The sequence below is a fragment of the Cupriavidus sp. TMH.W2 genome, assembly GCF_050847365.1.
Lineage (GTDB): Bacteria > Pseudomonadota > Gammaproteobacteria > Burkholderiales > Burkholderiaceae > Cupriavidus.
This window is the reverse complement of sequence record NZ_CP193792.1, coordinates 435,780-454,239: the sequence shown is the minus strand read 5'-3', so window position 1 is coordinate 454,239 and position 18,460 is coordinate 435,780. Positions and strand designations below refer to the sequence as shown.

Genomic DNA, 18,460 nt, shown 5'->3' with positions numbered 1-18,460 from the left:
GCACCTACCAGGTGTTCACAGGCGCTTTGGCACCTGTGTTGTCGATACTCAGGGTGACGTCGTTTGCCTGGGAGGTGCCCGCTATGGGCGTTGCAGTAACTGTAAAGGTTGGCGGGGATCCCGCAGGTGCGGCGATGCTGATGGTGTAGTAGGCCGTAACATCAGCTGACGGTGTCACGTTAAGTGTCGCCAGACTGGTGGTATAGCTTCTGGAATCTAGCAGGTACTGCTGCTGGCGCTGGGCGATGTCCAACAGGCTGGCTTGCGCCGCGGCGCGCCTGCCCTTGATGATTTGATTGATGTACGAGGGATAGGCAATCGCTGCAAGGATTGCCACGATGGCCACGGTGATCATCAATTCGATCAGCGTGAAGCCAAGCACCGCCCTGACGCCGCGCAGGCGCCTACGTCGGCATGGCATGCCGCCGGCCTCAACTTCCCCAAAGACCCGAAACGACAGCTTGACCCGTCTGCCGTGTCGCACCGCAGGGCTTCTATGTCCCATGCTCGCGCTCCGATACTAATTATGTTCCGGACGACCCAGTTCCGGTGTTATGGCGCCGAGTGTAAGTCACGATCTTTCAAATGGGTAAGGAAAATATGATGTCGGGCCGCCGGAGTTGTGGCGATCAGACAGTGGCATGGCGATCCGGGCACGGAATACAGCTCGGCATAGGGTGGACGTTAACGCAAATTAAGTGGCAACCCGGCCGCCCGCTCCGACCTGCATCGATGCGCATCCGGACGCCCTGTGCAACAATCGTTACAACCACCGAATCCGGAGTGCCCATGCCGACCGACAGCCCCGCGCAAGCGCTGCCCCCTCCACAAGCGCTGCCGCAAGACCTGGAGGCCCTGCTCGCGCTGCTGCGCAGCAGCTTTCCTTCCCTCAGCACGCAGTTCCAGGGCGGCGCGCGCTACCTGCTCGACCATCCGCAGGACGTGCCGGTGCTGTCGATGCGCAAGATCGCTGCCAGCGCCGGGGTACAGCCGGCCACCCTGGTGCGGCTGTCGCAGCATCTGGGCTTCGAGGGCTGGCAGGGACTGCGCGAACTGTTTGTCGACGCGCTGCGCGGCGGCACCCAGCCGTACGCGCGCCGCGCGCGCAAGGTGGTGCGTGAAAGCAGCGCCAGCCGCATGCTGGGCGAGATGCTGGACGCGCAGCACCACAACCTCGACCTGATCGCCGCCAGCAACGAAAAGACGCTGCCGCAGGCCGCCGAGCTGCTGTCGCAAGCGGCCTGCGTGCATGTGGCGGGCTTCCGTTCCTGCTTTCCGATCGCGTTCACCTTCCACTATGTCTACCGGCTGTTCCGCAGTTCCGTGCACCTGATCCGCGCCGATGCCGGCACACTGGAAATGGAGCTGCGCGGCCTCGCGCCCAAGGACGCGGTGGTGGTGGTCAGCTTCGCCCCGTATTCGCAGGAGAGCATCCGCGTGGCCGCGGCCGCGCGCGAGTGCGGCTGCAAGGTGATCGCGCTGACCGACAGCACGGTGGCGCCGATCGCGCTGGCGGCGGACTGCACGCTGCTGTTCTCGGTGGAAAGCCCGTCGTTCTTCCCGTCGATCACCGCCGGCGTGGCCATGGTCGAGGCGCTGGTCGAACAGTTGCTCGCGCGCAAGGGCAAGGGCGCGATCCGCGCACTGGAGCAGGCCGAGGGCGAGCTGCACCGCACCGGCGCCTACGTGGCGGCCGGGCGCGCTTAATCGAAAGCCTCGTCGTTGGGGTTGGCGTAGGCCTTCTTCAACGGCTCGCTCATCGGCAGCCCGAAGTTCACCTGCTTGGGCGGCACCGGCGCTGCAAACCATCTGGCATAAAGCTTGTTGATCTCGCCGCTGCGGATCAGCCCGGTGATGGCGCCGTCGACCACCTGCTTGAAGCCGGGGTCGTCCTTGCGCATCATGAACGCGTAGGCCTCGAACGACTGCGGCGTGCCCACCACCGTCCATTCCGCGGGATCGGGCGCCAGCGTGCGCGCGCCCGACAGCAGCACGTCATCCATCATGAATGCCGCTACCCGGCCCGACTGCAGGATCAGGAACGACTCACCATAGTCCTTGGCGCTCTGGATGGTGATGTTGGCCTGCTTCTCGTCGTTGAGCCGGCGCAGGATGCGCTCGGACGTGGTGCCGGCGTTGGTCACCACCGCCTTGCCTGACAGGTCGCCAAAGTCGCGCACCGGGCTGCCCTTCTTCACCAGCAAGCGCGTGCCCGCCACAAAGAAGGTGGTCGAGAACGCCACCTGTTGCTGACGCGACTTCAGGTTGGTGGTGACACCGCATTCCAGGTCCACGGTGCCGTTCTGCACCAGCGAGATCCGGTTCTGCGAGGTCACCGGCACCATGCGCACCTGCAGGCCGGCTACGCCGGCCTCGCGCTTCACCGCATCGACTACGCGGTCGCAGATGTCCTGCGAGAAGCCGATCACCTTCTGGTTGGCGTCGTAATACGAAAACGGGATCGACGAGGTGCGATGGCCGATGGCGATCGTGCCTGAGGACTTGATCTTGCTGAGCGTCGGGCTGGCCGCGACGTCGGCGGCACCCGCCGTCCGGGAAAGCAGGGCCAGCATGGCGACGGCAAGCGGCACCGCGAGGGGCCGGCGGCGCCGGGAACTACGCGGACAGGTGACTTGTGCTGCTTTCATACCAGGCTCTCCTTGGGTGGCGTGCGCGCGATGCGCCTTCGCATCGGAATGCTAGGCAAACAGCAACAATTGTTCCATCATGGATAACCATGAAACATATGTGTTTTTCCCCGGCATGGTGAAACAGCCATGCCTGGCGGCATGCGGATGCGTCGCCATGGGGCAGCCATGCGCCGGACGGGTGCCTGGCGATCGGTTTGCGCCGGGAAAAGTCGGGACGGAGCGGCCGGGGGAAGGGAAGGCAGAAAAGGCAACGGGCGGCTGTTGTGCCGCCCGCCATGCAATGCCAGTTGAGGCCGAGTGACCGGCCGCGCGCAGCTTATTGCGCGCACTTCTCCCGGTACGCCTGCTGCAGCGATTTCTTCGGCCGGTCACGCTCCAGTTCCGGGACCTTGCGGCCCTGCGCGGTCTCGATGGCTGGCTGGGTGGCGCGGTATTCGCGCTTGGGCGCCTCGGCGATCTGGGCCGCCAGGGCGCGGCATTCGTCCGACTGGATGCTGCCCGGCGTCGCGGCCGGGTCGGGGCGGTAGGGGGTGGTGCCCTGCTGCACCGCTTCGTTGATGGCGGCGGCTGCAGCATTGTCCCCGTCCGGCTTCTGCGCATGGGCGCTGCACGCCAGCGCCAGGGCGGCAATGGCGGCGATGCGGGTCAGGGTTCTCTGGCGGCTCGGCATGATTGACTTCTCTCCTGTGGCTCGATGAATTTATGCAAAGGCTGCCAGCTTAATCGTTCACGGCCTGCCTGACACTACCGGCACTATCGGTATTTCCGGCATTTGCGGTGTCGGTGCCGCCTGCGACGGGCCTGGATGGCGTTGTCCAGCGCATCGGGGCCGCTAGCCGCGGCGGCGGTCGCTTCCCTCGTCCCGCTCCAGCTCCCAGTCGCGGCGCATCATGACGTAGGTGAACGAGGTGGACCAGCCGATCAGGATCAGGCCGACCAGCGGCTCGATACTGGCGATCAGGCGGGTGGCGCCCACCGGGACGATATCGCCCAGGCTCTGCGTGGTAAATGTTTCCAGCGCAAAGTAGGCATAGACCAGCGCGCCTGGCTGCGCGTGCACACCCGATGTCTTGCCGCCCGGCGCGGCAACGCCTGCCAGCCCGCCCAGGCCCAGCACCTGGTCGGCAAACCAGAAACCCAATGCGAACAGCAGCGCCTCAAGGCAATGAACCACGATGATGCAGACGATCAGCACGCCGATATTGACGCGCCCGCTCCAGCGCCGGGGGTGCATCGCGGACAGCAGCCGCAGCGCCTCGTAGTGGATGCCGACCACTGTCACGGTCAGCACGGCGGCGCACAGCAGGGCCAGCGAATAGTGTTCGGCGGAGGTTTCCATGCGCAGCGGCAGGTCCGGTAAGGCGTTGGGGCGAGCGGGATGGTACGGGACGGCGCGGACAAAAAGCGACGCCCTCCAAAATAACACTGGAGGGCGTGCTGGAAAACCACGGCGCAGTCAGTGGCTGGAGCGCTGCTGTGCTGGCAGCCCTGGCAGAGGGCTATGGCTGGCGGCGGCATTGCGGCCGCCAGCTGGCGCGGTTTCAGGGCTTGCAATACAGGTTGACATACAGCCCGCCGTTCCAGTTGAAGCTGTTGTTGCCACTGACCTGTACCTGGACGATGTCGTTGGCCGCCACCGGTGTTGTGGCCGGCGCCGAGCAGGTCCGGTCGGCGTTGTCGAGCCCGCATTGGGACGCATCGGTGAGCGGCGACGAATCGAGCTTGTCCAGCGCCGTGCCGCTGGCGACACGGTATGCCGTCACCGTGTATGCCGCGTTGGCCGGCACTGCGCCCGCCAGGATTGCCGTCAGGGTAAAGCCGCCGGCGCAGGCCACGGGCATCACCGCGCCGAAATAGGGATCGGAACTCTGCTGCGTCAGCCCCGAGCCGGTCATGACGTAGGTCCCCTTGCCGCCGGGCGGGGAGGTGACAGCGAAATTGGCGGTGTAGACGGCTCCGCCCGTGCCGGGATCTCCCTTGTCGCCCTTTTCTCCCGTAGCACCGGTTGCACCCGTCGCGCCTGTTGCGCCTGTTGCGCCTGTTGCGCCTGTTGCGCCTGTTGCGCCTGTTGCGCCTGTTGCGCCTGTTGCGCCCGTTGCGCCCGTTGCGCCCGTTGCGCCCGTTGCACCCGTTGCACCCGTTGCACCCGTTGCACCCGTTGCACCCGTTGCGCCCGTCGCGCCCGTCGCGCCCGTCGCGCCCGTCGCGCCGGTATCGCCCTTTTCCCCCTTCTCCCCTGCCGGCCCTGGCACCCCGTCAGCCCCCGCGGGACCCGCGGGGCCGACCGGCCCCGTCAGTCCGACCACGGATATCCCGGCCGGCCAGCCGTCCGCCGTCTTCGGGCCGAACAGCATGCTGGTGGTCGTATTCAGGTAGAAGCTGCCGACCCCGCCGTCCGCCGCAGCGGGATCGGCGGCGCCGTGCAGCAGCACGGCGCCAGGCGCACCGGCCACGCCCTGCGGGCCGATCAGCGACACGCCGGCAGGCCAGGCCCCGCCAGCCTTGGGGCCATAGAGCGTCGAGCTCGAGACATTGATGTAGAAGTCGCCATCTGTGCCGACGTCAGCGGTCGGTGCATTGGTGCCGGACAGGATGGTCTTGCCGTTGGCGCCAGCAGGGCCGGGCACGCTGGCCGACGGCCCGGCGCTGGCCGGCGCGGCATCGCCGCCGCCGCCTCCGCAACCGCCGAGCAGGATGGCGAAGCAGGCGAGCGGAATCGCTGCGCGTTTCAGGTCGATATGTTGCATGATGAAAGCCCCCCGGATTCTTTTTTGAACTGGATCCCCGGATCGATGCCGGGCAGACCCAATCTAAAGATCGCGTCGCCTTCGATAAATCGTGCATTCGCATGGGCTGTTTCATTATTGAAGCGCACCGAAAAAAACCGGGAAATTCCGCGCCAGGCCAAATGATTCACACACCCGTTTAAATGCAGAAAAGCCGTGCAAAATGCTTATGGAAAAACCCGGACTGCCGCGCCAGGCCGCGCGAATGCCGGCAGGCGACGCCGGCAGGGACCAGTTGCCGTCAGCGTTCGTGGCGCCGCTGCGAGAGGCGCCGGCGCAGCCATCAAAGCCCGGGCATGGTCTCGCCCAGATGGTTGAATAATGGTTGGACTCCGGATGAGACGGCCTGGCGATGTCCCGCGATGGCCCGTTCAAAAGAGAAACAAATAATCGCCATTTACCCCTTTATGGGGGAATATTTACGGTGCAGCCGCAACCAGCCATTTATTCGCCTCCCGGCCAGGCTTCGGCGCGGAGGCGATGCACTATGCTGAATACTCCAACTGCTCCAGGTGGAGGCCAACGTGCGCAAACTCTTTCCGATCCTTACGGCAGTGCTGCTGTGCGGCGCCACCGGCATGGCGTTCGCCCACAACTGCCCCAATGAGATGAAGGCCATCGACGCCAAGCTGTCGACCAGGCCAGCCCTGTCGCCAGAAGACGCTGCCAAGGTCGCCAGGCTGCGCGCGGACGGCGAGGCCTATCACAAGGCCGGCAATCATGACGAAGCGATGAAATCGCTGCTCGAAGCGAAAAAGATCCTGGGTATCTGAAACCTGCACAAAAAAACCGCCAGGCGCCCAGGCGTGGCGGTTTTTCTTGTTTTCCTGCGGACCACGCCGCGGCCGGCTGGCTCAGGAGCCTGATCCCACCTGCTGGATCACGCCGTTGGGCGCCACCAGGTAATACTCGGCGCCAATCCCGACCCAGCGCGTGCCTTTGCGCGGCGCGGGCAGGCTGTACTGCTGGTAGTCGTCGATCACATACTGGCGATCCCGGAACTCGGTGGGCAGCCGGTCGCCCTTCTTCCATTGCTGCACCTGCATATAGGGCGAGTTCTGCGCCGCCGGCTCAGAGGCGGCCATGGAATCCTTCATCGGCCTGGACCTGGCACCGCCCTGCGCCATCGCGAACGGCGCCGCCAGCACGCTTGCCACCAGCAACAGCACCGGCATCGCTTTCTTGGTATTCATCGTGATCTCCTTGCGTACGGGAAAACCGAACTGCCGGAGGATCCGGCAGCATCTACCAGATTAGTCACAAATACTGAAGATCTGGCCTCCGCCAGGTCTTGCGGTTTTGATGAATGCGGCAGTCAAGGCACGCGGCGGCGGCCAGGCTGTTCACAATTGTTTGCCAGATGGCACCCATCGGGGGGGAGCCTCTGACGGCACCCATGACTACAATGGGACCGGACAGAAACACTTTGTTACGAGCGTGCGCCGCGCAGTCTCTGAGCGGGCCGCGACCTGCGGGCTTTGTCGCCAGCGGGATCCAGCGCCCACGCCGACGCAAACCGCTCGCCATGTTCCCTGGCTCACGCGCTGCTCACGGCGCTTCGCATGCGGGCTCCATCCCCGCCAGAGAACCACAACGACAGGGGACTCTCCGTGTTGCACGATGCCGGTCATTTCCTGGCCCTGGTCAATCCCGCCATCGCCTTGCTGCTTTCGCTCTGCTTCCTGATGGCGTGGAACCATGAGCGCGCGCGGCACTACCTGCTGCAGGTCGGTGCCTGCTACCTGCTGTACGCCATCGCGATCGGCCTGCAGACCATCTGGCCGCCGCGCCATGGCGGCGGCAACGCCACCGTCACCGGTGCGTTCTACCTGGGCAGCGGCGTGCTGTTGCTGCGCGGCATGCTGGCACGCATCGGCGCGCGCCCCGATCGCTGCGCGGTGGTGGGGCTGCCGCTCATCCTGTTCGGCATGCTGGCGTGGTTCGACCTGGTACAGCCGAACCTGGTTGCCCGCATCTACATCCTGAATGTCGGCATCGCACTGATCCTGCTGCTGGGCATTGCGCCGCTTGCCCGCCTGCGCACGGGACGCACCGTGGACCGGGTCCTGTTCTGGGTGTTCCTGGTGTTCGCGCTGCAGTTCCTGCCGCGCACGGTGCTGACCCTTGTCCCGGTAGGGACACATGATGCTGACGTGCTGACCCGCACGGCCTACTGGCTGTGGCTGCAGGCCACACTGGCCTTGCTGCTGCTCACGCTGGCGCTGGCACTGCTGGCCGCCACCGCGCAGGACGTGATCGACGGGCTGCGGCATGAGCGCGATACCGACCCGCTGACCCAGCTGCACACGCGCCGCAGCCTCGAGGCGCTGGCCGCGCACCAGATTCCGCCGCGCGCCGGCGAGAAGCTGAGCGTGCTGCTGTGCGACCTGGATTTCTTCAAGTTCATCAACGACAACTACGGCCATAGTGCCGGCGACGCGGTGCTGGCGCAGGTCGGCCGCGTCGTTGCCGCGGGCATCCGCCGCCGCGATATCGCCGCGCGCCTGGGCGGCGAAGAATTTGTCGTGCTGTTGCCCGACACCCCGCACGACGCGGCACTGCAGCTGGCAGAGCGGCTGCGCCAGACGCTGGAGCAGACCAGCATGGACGTCCTGCCGGGCATGCACACCGTGACCGCAAGCTTTGGCGTGGCCACGCTGCGGCCCGGCGAAGACCTCGAAGCGCTGCTGATACGCGCGGACAACGTGCTGTACGTGGCCAAGAACAACGGCAGAAATTGCGTCGAGTGGGAGCGCGAGGCCGGGTTTCCGGTGCTTGCCTGAGGGATAGTCGCCCTGCCCGCCGTGCGCGACGATCAGCGCCGAGGCGGTCTCGCACAGCGGCGGCATGCCCGGCCTCGTTGCGGCTGTGCGGCCACCCGATGCGAATGTGTTCGCATCGGGTCATGCCGTTTTGCGCGGAAGGCGCCTGGCCTGGGCGCGTAGAATCTGCCGGTTTCAGGAAGTCAGACGGGTAAGACCATGGACTGGACGGGATTCGCGCGAACTTTTGCATTGTTCTTCGCTACGGCGGTCGCTGAGCTTGTCGGATGCTACCTGCCGCTACTCTGGCTCACGGGCAAGGGAAGCGGCTGGCTGCTCCTGCCGGCAGCGCTGAGCCTGGCCGTTTTCGTCTGGCTGCTGACGCTGCATCCGACGGCCAGCGGCCGGGTCTATGCCACTTACGGAGCGGTCTATATCGCGACCGCGCTCGGCTGGCTGTGGACAGTCGACAAGGTGTCCCCGACGTGGAATGACGTCGTCGGCGTCGGGTTGGCGTTGTGCGGAGCAGGCGTAATCGCCATGGGACAACGGCCGGGCTAGTCTTGCAGCGGTCGCCGCGTGCCGGCAAGGTCACGGGGTGCAGATCGTTGCGATCTTTCCATATTTCGAATATATTCGAAATATGGAAACTAACACTGCGCTCGACGCGCTCGCCGCCCTGGCCCATGCGATTCGTCTGGCCGTTTTTCGCCTGCTTGTGCAAGCCGGCCCCGACGGCCTGCCCGCCGGCCGTATCGCTGAACTGATGGAAATGCCAGCCTCGTCGCTGTCCTTTCACCTCAAGGAACTGCATCGCGCCGGGCTGCTCACAAGCCGCCAGGATGGGCGGTCGATCCTCTACTCGGCCCGCTACGAGACCATGAACGATCTGCTCGGTTATCTCACGGAGAACTGCTGCGGCGGGAATCCGTGCTCCCCTGTGACCCGCTGCAGCATCGGCGAAGCGCCTGCGGGGCTGAAGCAATGAGCACGGCACAGCAAGCCGCCGTTGCAGCACCAGGCAGCGCCATCGGGTTTTTCGAACGCTACCTGACTGTCTGGGTCGCGCTCTGCATCGTCGCCGGCATCCTGCTCGGACAGGCGTTGCCCGGCGTGTTTCACGCCATCGGCGCCATGGAGGTGGCACGGGTGAACATCCCGGTCGGCCTGCTGATCTGGGTCATGATCATCCCGATGCTGATCAAGATCGATTTCGGGGCGATGGGCCAGGTCACCGGCCACTGGCGCGGCATCGGCGTGACGCTGTTCGTGAACTGGCTCGTGAAGCCGTTCTCGATGGCACTGCTCGGCTGGATCTTCGTGCGGCACGTCTTCGCGGCGTGGCTGCCGGCCGGCCAGCTCGACAGCTATGTCGCCGGCCTGATCCTGCTGGCAGCGGCGCCATGCACCGCGATGGTCTTCGTCTGGTCGCAGCTCTGCAAGGGCGATCCGTATTTCACGCTGTCGCAAGTGGCGCTCAACGACGCCATCATGGTCGTGGCCTTTGCACCCGTGGTCGGACTCCTGCTGGGGCTATCGTCGATCACCGTGCCGTGGGATACCCTCATCACGTCTGTCGCGCTCTATATCGTCATTCCGGTGTTGATTGCCCAGATCATCCGCCGGGCATTGCTTGCGCACGGCGAGGCAACGTATCGGCGCGTGGTGGGTGCACTCGGCCCTTATTCGATCACGGCACTTCTTGCCACGCTGGTCTTGCTCTTTGGCTTCCAGGGCAATGCCATTGTCGAGCAACCGCTGATCATTCTGCTGCTGGCCGTCCCGATCCTGATTCAGGTGATATTGAATTCCGGCCTCGCCTATTACCTCAATCGCCGCTTCGGCGTTGCCCACTGCGTGGCTGGCCCCTCGGCGCTGATTGGTGCCAGCAACTTCTTCGAGCTGGCGGTCGCCACCGCCATCAGCCTGTTCGGCTTTCAATCCGGCGCCGCGCTGGCCACGGTGGTCGGCGTACTGATCGAGGTGCCCGTCATGCTGCTGGTTGTCGGCGTGGTGAACCGATCCCGCCATTGGTACGAAGCCAGGACGAACTGAGAACCCGAACCATGTCTGTCACGATCTACCACAACCCCGCTTGCGGCACTTCCCGCAACACGCTGGCCATGATTCGCAACGCGGGCATCGAGCCACAGATCATCGAGTACCTGAGCGCCCCACCGGATCGTGCCGCCCTGCAGGACATGATCCGGCAAGCCGGCCTGACGGTGCGCCAGGCCACCCGCGAGAAGGGCACCCCCTATGCGGAACTCGGCCTGGGCGATCCGGCCCTGACGGATGACCAGTTGCTCGACGCCATGCTGGCCCACCCCATCCTGATCAATCGTCCGTTCGTCGTGACGGAGCTTGGCGTGCGTCTGTGCCGCCCGTCGGAACTGGTGCTCGACATCCTGCCGTCGCCCCAGCAAGGCCCGTTCACCAAGGAGGACGGCGAGGTGGTCATCGACGGCAAGGTCGAATGATCACAGGCCGCGAGGCCTGGGCATCGCGGTCAGGCGCATCATCGCCCTGAACGGGATGCCCTCGGAAGCTCTCATGCTGTTCAGTTAAGGTATCAAACGCTACTGTCATTCCCGCGCAGGCGGGAACGACGGTGGTCAACTGAACGGCATGACCTCGGAAGCCCCCGACTTTCCGGCGCTTCTAATCCAAAAAAATCCCCGCACAAAGGCGGGGTTCTTCTTCGCGGAATTCCGTTACAACATCTCAGAACGGAATATCGTCGTCCATATCCTCGAAACCATTCGATGCCGGCTGCTGCGGACGGCGCGCAGCGCCACCGCCCTGGCCGCCACCCTGGACGCCCGCCTGACCACCGCGGCCGCCGCCGTAGCCACCGCCGCCCGATGCTTCGCGGCTGTAGCCACCGCCACCGCCCGCGCCGCCACCGTAGCCGCCTTCGTCACCGCCACCGCCGCCACCTTGGCGCCCGCCCAGCATTTGCATCTGGTCGGCAACGATTTCGGTCGAGTACTTGTCCTGGCCGGACTGGTCCTGCCACTTGCGGGTGCGGATGCGGCCTTCGATATAGACCGACGAACCCTTCTTCAGGTACTGCGCGGCGATCTCGGCAAGCTTGCCGAACATCGAGACGCGGTGCCATTCGGTGGCTTCCTTCATCTCGCCGCTCTGCTTGTCCTTGTAGCGGTCGGTGGTCGCCAGGCGAAGGTTGGTCACGGCGTCGCCGCTGGGCATGTAGCGGGTTTCCGGATCTGCGCCGAGGTTGCCGACGAGAATGACTTTGTTGACCGATGCCATGTGAATATTCTCCAAAAGCCACGCGCTGTGTTGAAAAGCGTGGCAATACGATGACGGTAAAGCGGACTGTAGTGTGACGCGATACGGCGATGACGTAAACGAACATCGCGCCCCCGGCCAGACGTCGGGTGGCGCGATCATGCTAGGCCCTTTCCAGGCCAGATTCTTTACGAAGTGATGCGGACTCAGTTGCGGATTCAGGCGGCCGTAGCGGGTGCAGCTTCCTGCCCGCGCGCCGGCGGCGCCTTCATGCTCCAGGCGATTATAAGCCACAGCAGCAACACCGCCGCGCAACCGACGAACACTGCGCTGCGGCCCTCGTGCTTGAGCAGCCAGCCGCCCACGGCCCCGCCCAGGAACAGGCCCAGGGCCTGCGTCGTGTTGTACACGCCCAGCGCCGCGCCGCGCGCGGCCGCGGCATAGCGCGACACCAGCGAAGGCTGCATCGCCTCCAGCACATTGAAGGCCACAAAGAAGAGCAGCAATACGCCGACGATGGTCCACAGCCCGTGCACGGTGGCAAACAGCAGCTGCACCGCGGTCATCAGCGCGACCGCGCCCAGCAGCACCGGGCGCACGCGGCCGTAGCGCTCGGCCGCCATCATCGGGCCCAGCATCAGCACAAAGGACACCAGCACCACCGGCAGGTAGACCTTCCAGTGCTGGTCCAGCGGCATGCCGGCATCGGCCAGCATGGCCGGCACCACCATGAACATGGCCACCTGCGATGCGTGCAGCGCCAGCACACCCACGTTGAGGCGCACCAGGTCGGGGTTGAGCAGCACCTTGCGGAACGGCAGGCGCACCGGATGCGGCGGCGGCGGGGTCGGCACCAGGAACAGCGTCACGCCGATCGCCACCACCCCCAGCACCGACATCAGCCCGAAAATGCCGGACATGCCAATGCTGTGCAGCAGCGGCGAGGCGATCACCAGCGACAGCGCAAAGGTCAGGCCGATGCTGCCGCCCACCATCGCCATCGCCTTGGTGCGATGGCGTTCGCGCGTCAGGTCGGCGATGCAGGCGGTGATGGCCGCGGAGATCGCACCCATGCCCTGCAGCGCGCGGCCGGCGATGATGCCGCTGAGCGTGTCGGAAAAAGCCGCCACCAGGCCGCCGGCGATGAACAGCAGCAGGCCCGCCACCATCACCGGCTTGCGCCCGATCCGGTCGGACAGCCAGCCCAGCGGGATGTGCAGGAAGGCCTGCATCAGGCCGTAGATGCCCATGGCCAGGCCCACGCGCTGGGCGTCGTGCCCGTCGGGCAGGCCGCGCGCGTATTCGGCAAAGACGGGCAGGATCAGGAACAGGCCGAGCATGCGCAGGGCGAAGATGCTGGCCAGCGACACGGCGGCGCGCAACTCGGCGCGGCTCATGCGCTCGCGGGCGGGGGCCTGGGATGCGTCGGCGGCACCCGCACCCGGAGAAGAAGACTGGATCGACGGCATTGCGATCGTGGGATCGTGGAATCTTTCAGGCTGGCTGCCCGAGCCCGGTAATGCGGCACGCGGCAACGGCAGTTTTGATCGGGATCGCGGGGAGAAGTTGCCGCCCGGAACCCGGGGCCTGCGGCGGCTTCGCCGGGCACCTGCATGGCGCGGGCCACCCCGGAAACCGAAGTTGGGTATATTAACAGGTTTGCTCCTTCGCGCTTTCCGGGTCACCTGGCCATGCCAGAGGGTCCCCGGGCGTGTGCCCGGGCGCGCATTCCGGCCGTCGCCAGCGGTCGGAAGTGCCAATTTCGGTACTTGTTTCGGGTTCTGCGATTCCTTCAGACAGCCCTGCCAGCCTGGCGGGGCGGCCTGTCTGGCGACGACTTTTCGGCATATGGAAGAAATCAAGATCCGTGGGGCGCGTACCCACAACCTGAAGAACATCAATCTCGACCTGCCGCGCAACCGGCTGATCGTGATCACCGGCCTGTCGGGTTCGGGCAAGTCCTCGCTCGCCTTCGACACGCTCTATGCCGAGGGCCAGCGCCGCTACGTGGAGTCGCTGTCCGCCTATGCCCGCCAGTTCCTGCAGCTGATGGAAAAGCCGGACGTGGACCTGATCGAGGGGCTGTCGCCGGCGATCTCGATCGAGCAGAAGGCCACCAGCCACAACCCGCGCTCGACGGTGGGCACCGTCACCGAGATCCACGACTACCTGCGCCTGCTGTACGCCCGCGCCGGCACGCCCTACTGCCCGGACCACAACCTGGCGCTGCAGGCGCAGAGCGTGTCGCAAATGGTGGACGCCGCGCTGGCGCTGCCCGAGGACACCAAGCTGATGATCCTGGCGCCGGTGGTGGCCGACCGCAAGGGCGAGCACATGGACCTGTTCGACAGCATGCAGGCGCAGGGCTTCGTGCGCTTTCGCATCCGCTCGGGCGGCGGCGCCGCGCACGAGGCCGAGGCCAAGGTCTATGAGGTCGACGCGCTGCCGAAACTGAAGAAGACCGAGAAGCACACCATCGAAGTGGTGGTGGACCGCGTCAAGGTGCGCGCCGACATCAAGCAGCGCCTGGCCGAGTCGTTCGAGACCGCCTTGCGCCTGGCCGATGGCCGCGCGCTTGCGCTGGAACTCGACAGCGGCAAGGAGCATATGTTCAGCTCCAAGTTTGCCTGCCCGATCTGCTCGTATTCGCTGCAGGAGCTGGAGCCGCGGCTGTTCTCGTTCAACAACCCGATGGGCGCCTGCCCCAGCTGCGACGGGCTTGGCCAGATCACCTTCTTCGACCCGAAGCGCGTGGTGGCCTTCCCCAACCTGTCGCTGGCCTCGGGCGCGATCAAGGGCTGGGACCGCCGCAACCAGTTCTATTTCCAGATGCTGCAGAGCCTGGCGGCGTTCTACGATTTCGACACCGAGACCGCGTTCGAAGACCTGCCCGAAAACGTGCAGCAGGTGGTGCTGCACGGCTCCGGCGAACAGGAAATCCCGTTCACCTATATGAACGAGCGCGGCCGCACCACGGTGCGCGAGCATGTGTTCGAAGGGATCATTCCCAACCTGGAGCGCCGCTACCGCGAGACCGATTCGGTCGCGGTGCGCGAGGAGCTGGCCAAGTACCAGAACAACCAGCCCTGCCCCGCCTGCCACGGCACCCGCCTGCGCACCGAGGCGCGCCACGTCAAGCTGGGCGAGGGCGAACAGGCGCGCGCGATCTTCGAGATCAACGGCTTGCCGCTGCGCGACGCGCTGACGTACTTCCTGACGCTGGACATGCACGGCGCCAAGCGCGAGATCGGCGACAAGATCATCAAGGAGATCTCCGCGCGGCTGAATTTCCTGAACAATGTCGGGCTGGACTACCTGTCGCTGGAGCGCAGCGCCGATACGCTGTCGGGCGGGGAGGCCCAGCGCATCCGGCTGGCGTCGCAGATCGGCTCGGGCCTGACCGGCGTGATGTACGTGCTGGACGAGCCCTCGATCGGCCTGCACCAGCGCGACAACGACCGCCTGATCGGCACGCTCAAGCACCTGCGCGACATCGGCAACTCGGTGCTGGTGGTCGAGCACGACGAGGACATGATCCGCGCCTGCGACTACGTGGTCGACATCGGCCCGGGTGCCGGCGTGCACGGCGGCATGATCGTGGCCGAGGGCACGCCGCGGCAGATCGAGGAATCGCCGGCGTCGCTGACCGGGCAATACCTGTCAGGCCAGCGCCGCATCGAAGTGCCGAAGGAGCGCGCCGCGCCGGACAACGAGCGCCTGCTGCGCATCGTCAACGCCAGCGGCAACAACCTGCGCAATGTCACCGCCGAGGTGCCGGTGGGCCTGCTGACCTGCATCACCGGCGTGTCCGGCTCGGGCAAGTCGACGCTGATCAACGACACGCTCTACCACGCGGTGGCGCGCCACCTGTACGGCTCCACGCCGGAGCCGGCCGCGCACGACCGCATCGAAGGGCTGGAGCATTTCGACAAGGTCATCAACGTCGACCAGAGCCCGATCGGCCGCACGCCGCGTTCCAACCCGGCCACCTACACCGGCCTGTTCACGCCGATCCGCGAGCTGTTCGCCGGCGTGCCGTCGGCCAAGGAGCGCGGCTATGACCCGGGCCGCTTCTCGTTCAACGTCAAGGGCGGGCGCTGCGAGTCCTGCCAGGGCGACGGCGTGCTCAAGGTCGAGATGCATTTCCTGCCCGATGTCTACGTGCCGTGCGACGTCTGCCACGGCAAGCGCTACAACCGCGAGACCCTGGAAGTCCTCTACAAGGGCAAGAACATCTCCGAGGTGCTGGACCTGACCGTCGAGCAGGCGCACGAGTTCTTCAGCGCCGTGCCGGTGGTGCGGCGCAAGCTGCAGACGCTGCTGGACGTGGGCCTGGGCTATATCCGGCTGGGCCAGTCGGCGACCACGCTGTCGGGCGGCGAGGCGCAGCGCGTCAAGCTGTCGCTGGAGCTATCCAAGCGCGATACCGGGCGCACGCTCTATATCCTGGACGAACCCACCACCGGGCTGCACTTCCACGATATCGAGCTGCTGCTCAAGGTCATCCACAAGCTGCGCGACCAGGGCAATACCGTGGTCATCATCGAGCACAACCTGGACGTCATCAAGACCGCCGACTGGCTCATCGACATGGGCCCCGAGGGCGGCGCCGGCGGCGGCCAGGTGATCGCGCGCGGCACGCCGGAGGATGTCGCCAGGAGCAAGGCGAGCTTTACCGGCAAGTACCTGGCGCCGCTGCTCAAGCGGGCCTGAGCAGGTGTGGCCGCTCCGCGCGGCTTGCATTCGCCGACCCGCGCCCTACCATGAACCCGATGGCGGCAGACCCCTGCCGCCATGCGGGAGCCAGCCATGGAACTGTCGGTCGTGCCGGTCACCAAGCCGGAAGCCACCAACTTCATCTTGGGGCAGTCGCATTTCATCAAGACCGTGGAGGACCTGCACGAGGCGCTGGTGAGCACCGTGCCGGGCATCCGCTTCGGGCTGGCGTTCTGCGAGGCCTCGGGCAAGCGGCTGGTGCGCTGGTCGGGCACCGACGAGAGCCTGATCGACCTCGCCTGCGAGAATGCGCGCGCCATCGGCGCCGGGCATAGCTTCCTGATCTTCCTTGGCGACGGCTTCTTCCCGGTGAACGTGCTGCCCGCGGTGCGGGCGGTGCCCGAGGTGTGCCGCATCTTCTGCGCGACGGCCAATCCGACCCAGGTACTGGTCGCGCAGACCGACGCCGGGCGCGGCGTGGTGGGCGTGATTGACGGGGCCTCGCCGCTGGGGATCGAGACCGATGCGGATGTGGCGGAACGGAAGGCGTTGCTGCGGAAGTTTGGGTACAAGCTTTGAAAGCGCCCCCAACAGACGCGGAATAGGAGCGCGGTTTTAGGTGCGCCAAAGCCGCCCGAGCTTGCCTAAGCAAGGTGTTCTCCCTCTCCCCTCATGGCTTGCCTTTACCCACAACTTCCGGCGGCTTACTCGTTTTTCTGGAAGATCCGATACATTTCGGTGATTTCGTGCAAAACGAGGAAGCCGCGCCAGAGGACAGTAGCACCGGGGGGATCGTCGTTTTTGCGACCCAGGTAGCCACCGAGCTTGGCGATCCAAAGGACCGCTTCGCTGAGTTTGGGTGCCTGCTCCGGTGGCTTGGTTGTGCCGTGCGTGCGGCAGTACAAGGCCTGCCATTCGAGCGACTGCAATAGCACCGAGCAAGGGATATCGGCTTCAAGCCGGCCGAGCATGGTCGCGTACATGATGCGCCAGCCGATCACGGCGAACAGCGCCGTGGCGCGCAGGAACCGCTCCAGCGTCCCGAACTGCCGAGCCTCGATCTGGCAGCCACTTTTCAGGACACGATGCCAGGATTCAATGGTCCAGCGCCGGGCATACCAGCTCAGCCGTTCCAGCACATCTTCCAGCGTTTGGGTGGGCATCGAACTGAGCAACATCCATTCGAGCGGCTCAACACCTTCGGGCGGATCGATTTCCAGTGCGTGAATGGCAAACACTTCGAGGCTTGGTAGGGCCTCTGCGCCGCGGCTGCGCGGCGGTCGCAGTTGGACGGGCACACAGCGCAAAGCCAGTCGGGCGCTACGCGCTTGCCTGGCGCCACTCCTGGGCACGTGCAGGACGGTCTCCCCGAGTACGGGGGCCGCAGCAACCGTCTCCCACAGATACTTCTCTGGGTGATCCACGCCCCGATTCCAGGCGGCCCGCACCAACCAGTCCACCCCCGCTGGGCGCTGCGCCAGGAACACGTCGTACACATCGCCCTCGCGATCGCTGACGGCAACAAGGTGCGTGTCCGGACACTGCATCTTGAGCGGCTCAAGGCATTCCAGCCCCTCCAGCCACTTCACGCTTTCCTTGTCACGAATGGACAGCGCCCGGCGCTGCCTGGCCTTGCCCGATGCTTGCGGCGCACGCACCCACGTCTTCATGCTCAACACGCCCAGTGGCAGGCCCTCAGGCGTCACCGCCAGCACGCTGTGCAACATGAATCCGCGCAAATTGCCGCCCGTGCCGTGACCAAGTCCCTCAGTCGCGGGCAAATTTGCCAGATTGAATTCCGTGGTGTCCTGCACCGCCAATACGACAGGTACCTGCTGCATGCGACCCACGGTTTGAACGACGTGGCTCGCCAGTATTCCGTCCGGGTCGACCGCCTCATTATCAAAGAAGCGATATGCCGCCTTGAGTTGGGCACCACTCAAGGCCTGCGGGAACGAAACATGGGCTTTTTGCGCTAGTCCGCGCGCCAATGCCACAAGGCGCTGCGTGCGACGTGCATCGCCCAACTGAGCGCCACCGAATTCGTCGCTGGCCCAGTCTTCCAGATCTTCCGTATCAGACAAAATTGCCACCACTGATTGTCAACTTCCCCGAAGTTAACACCGTCCAATCCCGTTTACAACCTTTCCTATCGAGATGTGGGTAAAGACAAGCCTCATGGGGAGAGGGCCGGGGTGAGGGGTGGTCTAGCTAGGAACCACATCAAGCAGGGCCAACGGTTCTAACCCACCGGCCTCAGCCATTGACGCCCCCGCCCTCACCCCCTGCC

General features: G+C 65.4%; 18 protein-coding genes. 9 read left to right on the top strand and 9 right to left on the bottom strand.

What is annotated here, in order from left to right:
• Positions 1 to 4: 4 nt before the first annotated feature.
• Positions 5 to 505 carry a type IV pilin protein gene (locus tag ACREYQ_RS02160; protein ID WP_432259162.1) on the bottom strand — a complete coding sequence of 167 codons (501 nt, stop codon included), beginning with the start codon at positions 503 to 505 and terminating at the stop codon, positions 5 to 7.
• 284 nt (positions 506 to 789) lie between these two features.
• Here ACREYQ_RS02160 and ACREYQ_RS02155 point away from each other — a divergent pair, with 284 nt between their 5' ends.
• The gene (locus tag ACREYQ_RS02155; RefSeq protein ID WP_432259161.1) at positions 790 to 1,707 is read left to right on the top strand and encodes a MurR/RpiR family transcriptional regulator; all 918 of its coding nucleotides are present in this window, start codon (positions 790 to 792) and stop codon (positions 1,705 to 1,707) included.
• Here the strand turns inward: ACREYQ_RS02155 and ACREYQ_RS02150 are convergent.
• The 4 genes from ACREYQ_RS02150 to ACREYQ_RS02135 all read right to left on the bottom strand — a co-directional run bounded on the left by ACREYQ_RS02150 (position 1,704) and on the right by ACREYQ_RS02135 (position 5,398).
• Complete coding sequence (locus tag ACREYQ_RS02150; RefSeq protein ID WP_432260344.1) at positions 1,704 to 2,573, bottom strand: transporter substrate-binding domain-containing protein; 870 nt, start codon at positions 2,571 to 2,573, stop codon at positions 1,704 to 1,706. The genes ACREYQ_RS02155 and ACREYQ_RS02150 overlap by 4 nt on opposite strands.
• A gap of 394 nt (positions 2,574 to 2,967) precedes the next feature.
• Positions 2,968 to 3,321: a hypothetical protein gene (locus tag ACREYQ_RS02145; RefSeq protein WP_432259160.1), complete on the bottom strand. Its 354-nt coding sequence runs from the start codon at positions 3,319 to 3,321 to the stop codon at positions 2,968 to 2,970.
• 162 nt (positions 3,322 to 3,483) lie between these two features.
• Complete coding sequence (locus ACREYQ_RS02140) at positions 3,484 to 3,990, bottom strand: ion channel (RefSeq protein WP_432259159.1); 507 nt, start codon at positions 3,988 to 3,990, stop codon at positions 3,484 to 3,486.
• Positions 3,991 to 4,192: 202 nt separating this feature from the next.
• Positions 4,193 to 5,398: a collagen-like protein gene (locus ACREYQ_RS02135; RefSeq protein ID WP_432259158.1), complete on the bottom strand. Its 1,206-nt coding sequence runs from the start codon at positions 5,396 to 5,398 to the stop codon at positions 4,193 to 4,195.
• A gap of 563 nt (positions 5,399 to 5,961) precedes the next feature.
• Here ACREYQ_RS02135 and ACREYQ_RS02130 point away from each other — a divergent pair.
• Positions 5,962 to 6,210 (top strand): hypothetical protein, encoded by a 249-nt coding sequence (locus ACREYQ_RS02130; RefSeq protein ID WP_432259157.1) that lies wholly within the window; start codon positions 5,962 to 5,964, stop codon positions 6,208 to 6,210.
• 81 nt (positions 6,211 to 6,291) lie between these two features.
• On the opposite strand, the gene ACREYQ_RS02125 is transcribed toward ACREYQ_RS02130, so the two are convergent.
• Complete coding sequence (locus ACREYQ_RS02125) at positions 6,292 to 6,630, bottom strand: RcnB family protein (protein ID WP_432259156.1); 339 nt, start codon at positions 6,628 to 6,630, stop codon at positions 6,292 to 6,294.
• A gap of 417 nt (positions 6,631 to 7,047) precedes the next feature.
• Here ACREYQ_RS02125 and ACREYQ_RS02120 point away from each other — a divergent pair, with 417 nt between their 5' ends.
• From ACREYQ_RS02120 to arsC, 5 genes are all read left to right on the top strand, one after another.
• Positions 7,048 to 8,220, top strand: a complete 1,173-nt coding sequence (locus ACREYQ_RS02120; RefSeq protein WP_432259155.1) for a diguanylate cyclase — start codon at positions 7,048 to 7,050, stop codon at positions 8,218 to 8,220.
• Positions 8,221 to 8,418: 198 nt separating this feature from the next.
• Positions 8,419 to 8,760, top strand: a complete 342-nt coding sequence (locus ACREYQ_RS02115; protein ID WP_432259154.1) for a YnfA family protein — start codon at positions 8,419 to 8,421, stop codon at positions 8,758 to 8,760.
• An 82-nt stretch (positions 8,761 to 8,842) separates the two neighbouring features.
• Positions 8,843 to 9,187: an ArsR/SmtB family transcription factor gene (locus tag ACREYQ_RS02110; RefSeq protein ID WP_432260343.1), complete on the top strand. Its 345-nt coding sequence runs from the start codon at positions 8,843 to 8,845 to the stop codon at positions 9,185 to 9,187.
• The gene (gene arsB, locus ACREYQ_RS02105; RefSeq protein WP_432259153.1) at positions 9,184 to 10,254 is read left to right on the top strand and encodes an ACR3 family arsenite efflux transporter; all 1,071 of its coding nucleotides are present in this window, start codon (positions 9,184 to 9,186) and stop codon (positions 10,252 to 10,254) included. Before ACREYQ_RS02110 ends, arsB begins: the two co-directional genes overlap by 4 nt.
• Before the next feature lie 11 nt (positions 10,255 to 10,265).
• Positions 10,266 to 10,679, top strand: a complete 414-nt coding sequence (gene arsC, locus ACREYQ_RS02100; protein WP_432259152.1) for an arsenate reductase (glutaredoxin) — start codon at positions 10,266 to 10,268, stop codon at positions 10,677 to 10,679.
• Positions 10,680 to 10,923: 244 nt separating this feature from the next.
• Here the strand turns inward: arsC and ACREYQ_RS02095 are convergent, their stop codons facing one another.
• Together ACREYQ_RS02095 and ACREYQ_RS02090 are read right to left on the bottom strand one after the other, a co-directional pair.
• A complete protein-coding gene (locus ACREYQ_RS02095) occupies positions 10,924 to 11,475 on the bottom strand; it encodes a single-stranded DNA-binding protein (protein ID WP_432259151.1) in 552 nt (183 codons plus the stop codon).
• 197 nt (positions 11,476 to 11,672) lie between these two features.
• The gene (locus ACREYQ_RS02090; RefSeq protein WP_432259150.1) at positions 11,673 to 12,923 is read right to left on the bottom strand and encodes an MFS transporter; all 1,251 of its coding nucleotides are present in this window, start codon (positions 12,921 to 12,923) and stop codon (positions 11,673 to 11,675) included.
• A gap of 379 nt (positions 12,924 to 13,302) precedes the next feature.
• On the opposite strand from ACREYQ_RS02090, the gene uvrA reads away from it, so the two are divergent.
• On the top strand, positions 13,303 to 16,167 hold the full coding sequence (uvrA, locus tag ACREYQ_RS02085) for an excinuclease ABC subunit UvrA (protein WP_432259149.1): 2,865 nt from the start codon (positions 13,303 to 13,305) through the stop codon (positions 16,165 to 16,167).
• A gap of 96 nt (positions 16,168 to 16,263) precedes the next feature.
• Entirely contained in the window at positions 16,264 to 16,749 is a 486-nt protein-coding gene (locus tag ACREYQ_RS02080) for an adenosine-specific kinase (RefSeq protein WP_432259148.1), read from the top strand.
• Positions 16,750 to 16,874: 125 nt separating this feature from the next.
• On the opposite strand, the gene ACREYQ_RS02075 is transcribed toward ACREYQ_RS02080, so the two are convergent.
• Positions 16,875 to 18,263, bottom strand: a complete 1,389-nt coding sequence (locus tag ACREYQ_RS02075; RefSeq protein WP_432257801.1) for an IS4 family transposase — start codon at positions 18,261 to 18,263, stop codon at positions 16,875 to 16,877.
• Positions 18,264 to 18,460 lie beyond the last annotated feature (197 nt).

Coding starts and splice junctions, on each gene's coding strand:
- ACREYQ_RS02160 (WP_432259162.1), bottom strand. CDS start 505: ATGGGACATAGAAGCCCTGCGGTGCGACACGGCAGACGGGTCAAGCTG.
- ACREYQ_RS02155 (WP_432259161.1), top strand. CDS start 790: ATGCCGACCGACAGCCCCGCGCAAGCGCTGCCCCCTCCACAAGCGCTG.
- ACREYQ_RS02150 (WP_432260344.1), bottom strand. CDS start 2,573: ATGCTGGCCCTGCTTTCCCGGACGGCGGGTGCCGCCGACGTCGCGGCC.
- ACREYQ_RS02145 (WP_432259160.1), bottom strand. CDS start 3,321: ATGCCGAGCCGCCAGAGAACCCTGACCCGCATCGCCGCCATTGCCGCC.
- ACREYQ_RS02140 (WP_432259159.1), bottom strand. CDS start 3,990: ATGGAAACCTCCGCCGAACACTATTCGCTGGCCCTGCTGTGCGCCGCC.
- ACREYQ_RS02135 (WP_432259158.1), bottom strand. CDS start 5,398: ATGCAACATATCGACCTGAAACGCGCAGCGATTCCGCTCGCCTGCTTC.
- ACREYQ_RS02125 (WP_432259156.1), bottom strand. CDS start 6,630: ATGAATACCAAGAAAGCGATGCCGGTGCTGTTGCTGGTGGCAAGCGTG.
- ACREYQ_RS02115 (WP_432259154.1), top strand. CDS start 8,419: ATGGACTGGACGGGATTCGCGCGAACTTTTGCATTGTTCTTCGCTACG.
- ACREYQ_RS02110 (WP_432260343.1), top strand. CDS start 8,843: ATGGAAACTAACACTGCGCTCGACGCGCTCGCCGCCCTGGCCCATGCG.
- arsB (WP_432259153.1), top strand. CDS start 9,184: ATGAGCACGGCACAGCAAGCCGCCGTTGCAGCACCAGGCAGCGCCATC.
- arsC (WP_432259152.1), top strand. CDS start 10,266: ATGTCTGTCACGATCTACCACAACCCCGCTTGCGGCACTTCCCGCAAC.
- ACREYQ_RS02095 (WP_432259151.1), bottom strand. CDS start 11,475: ATGGCATCGGTCAACAAAGTCATTCTCGTCGGCAACCTCGGCGCAGAT.
- ACREYQ_RS02090 (WP_432259150.1), bottom strand. CDS start 12,923: ATGCCGTCGATCCAGTCTTCTTCTCCGGGTGCGGGTGCCGCCGACGCA.
- uvrA (WP_432259149.1), top strand. CDS start 13,303: ATGGAAGAAATCAAGATCCGTGGGGCGCGTACCCACAACCTGAAGAAC.
- ACREYQ_RS02080 (WP_432259148.1), top strand. CDS start 16,264: ATGGAACTGTCGGTCGTGCCGGTCACCAAGCCGGAAGCCACCAACTTC.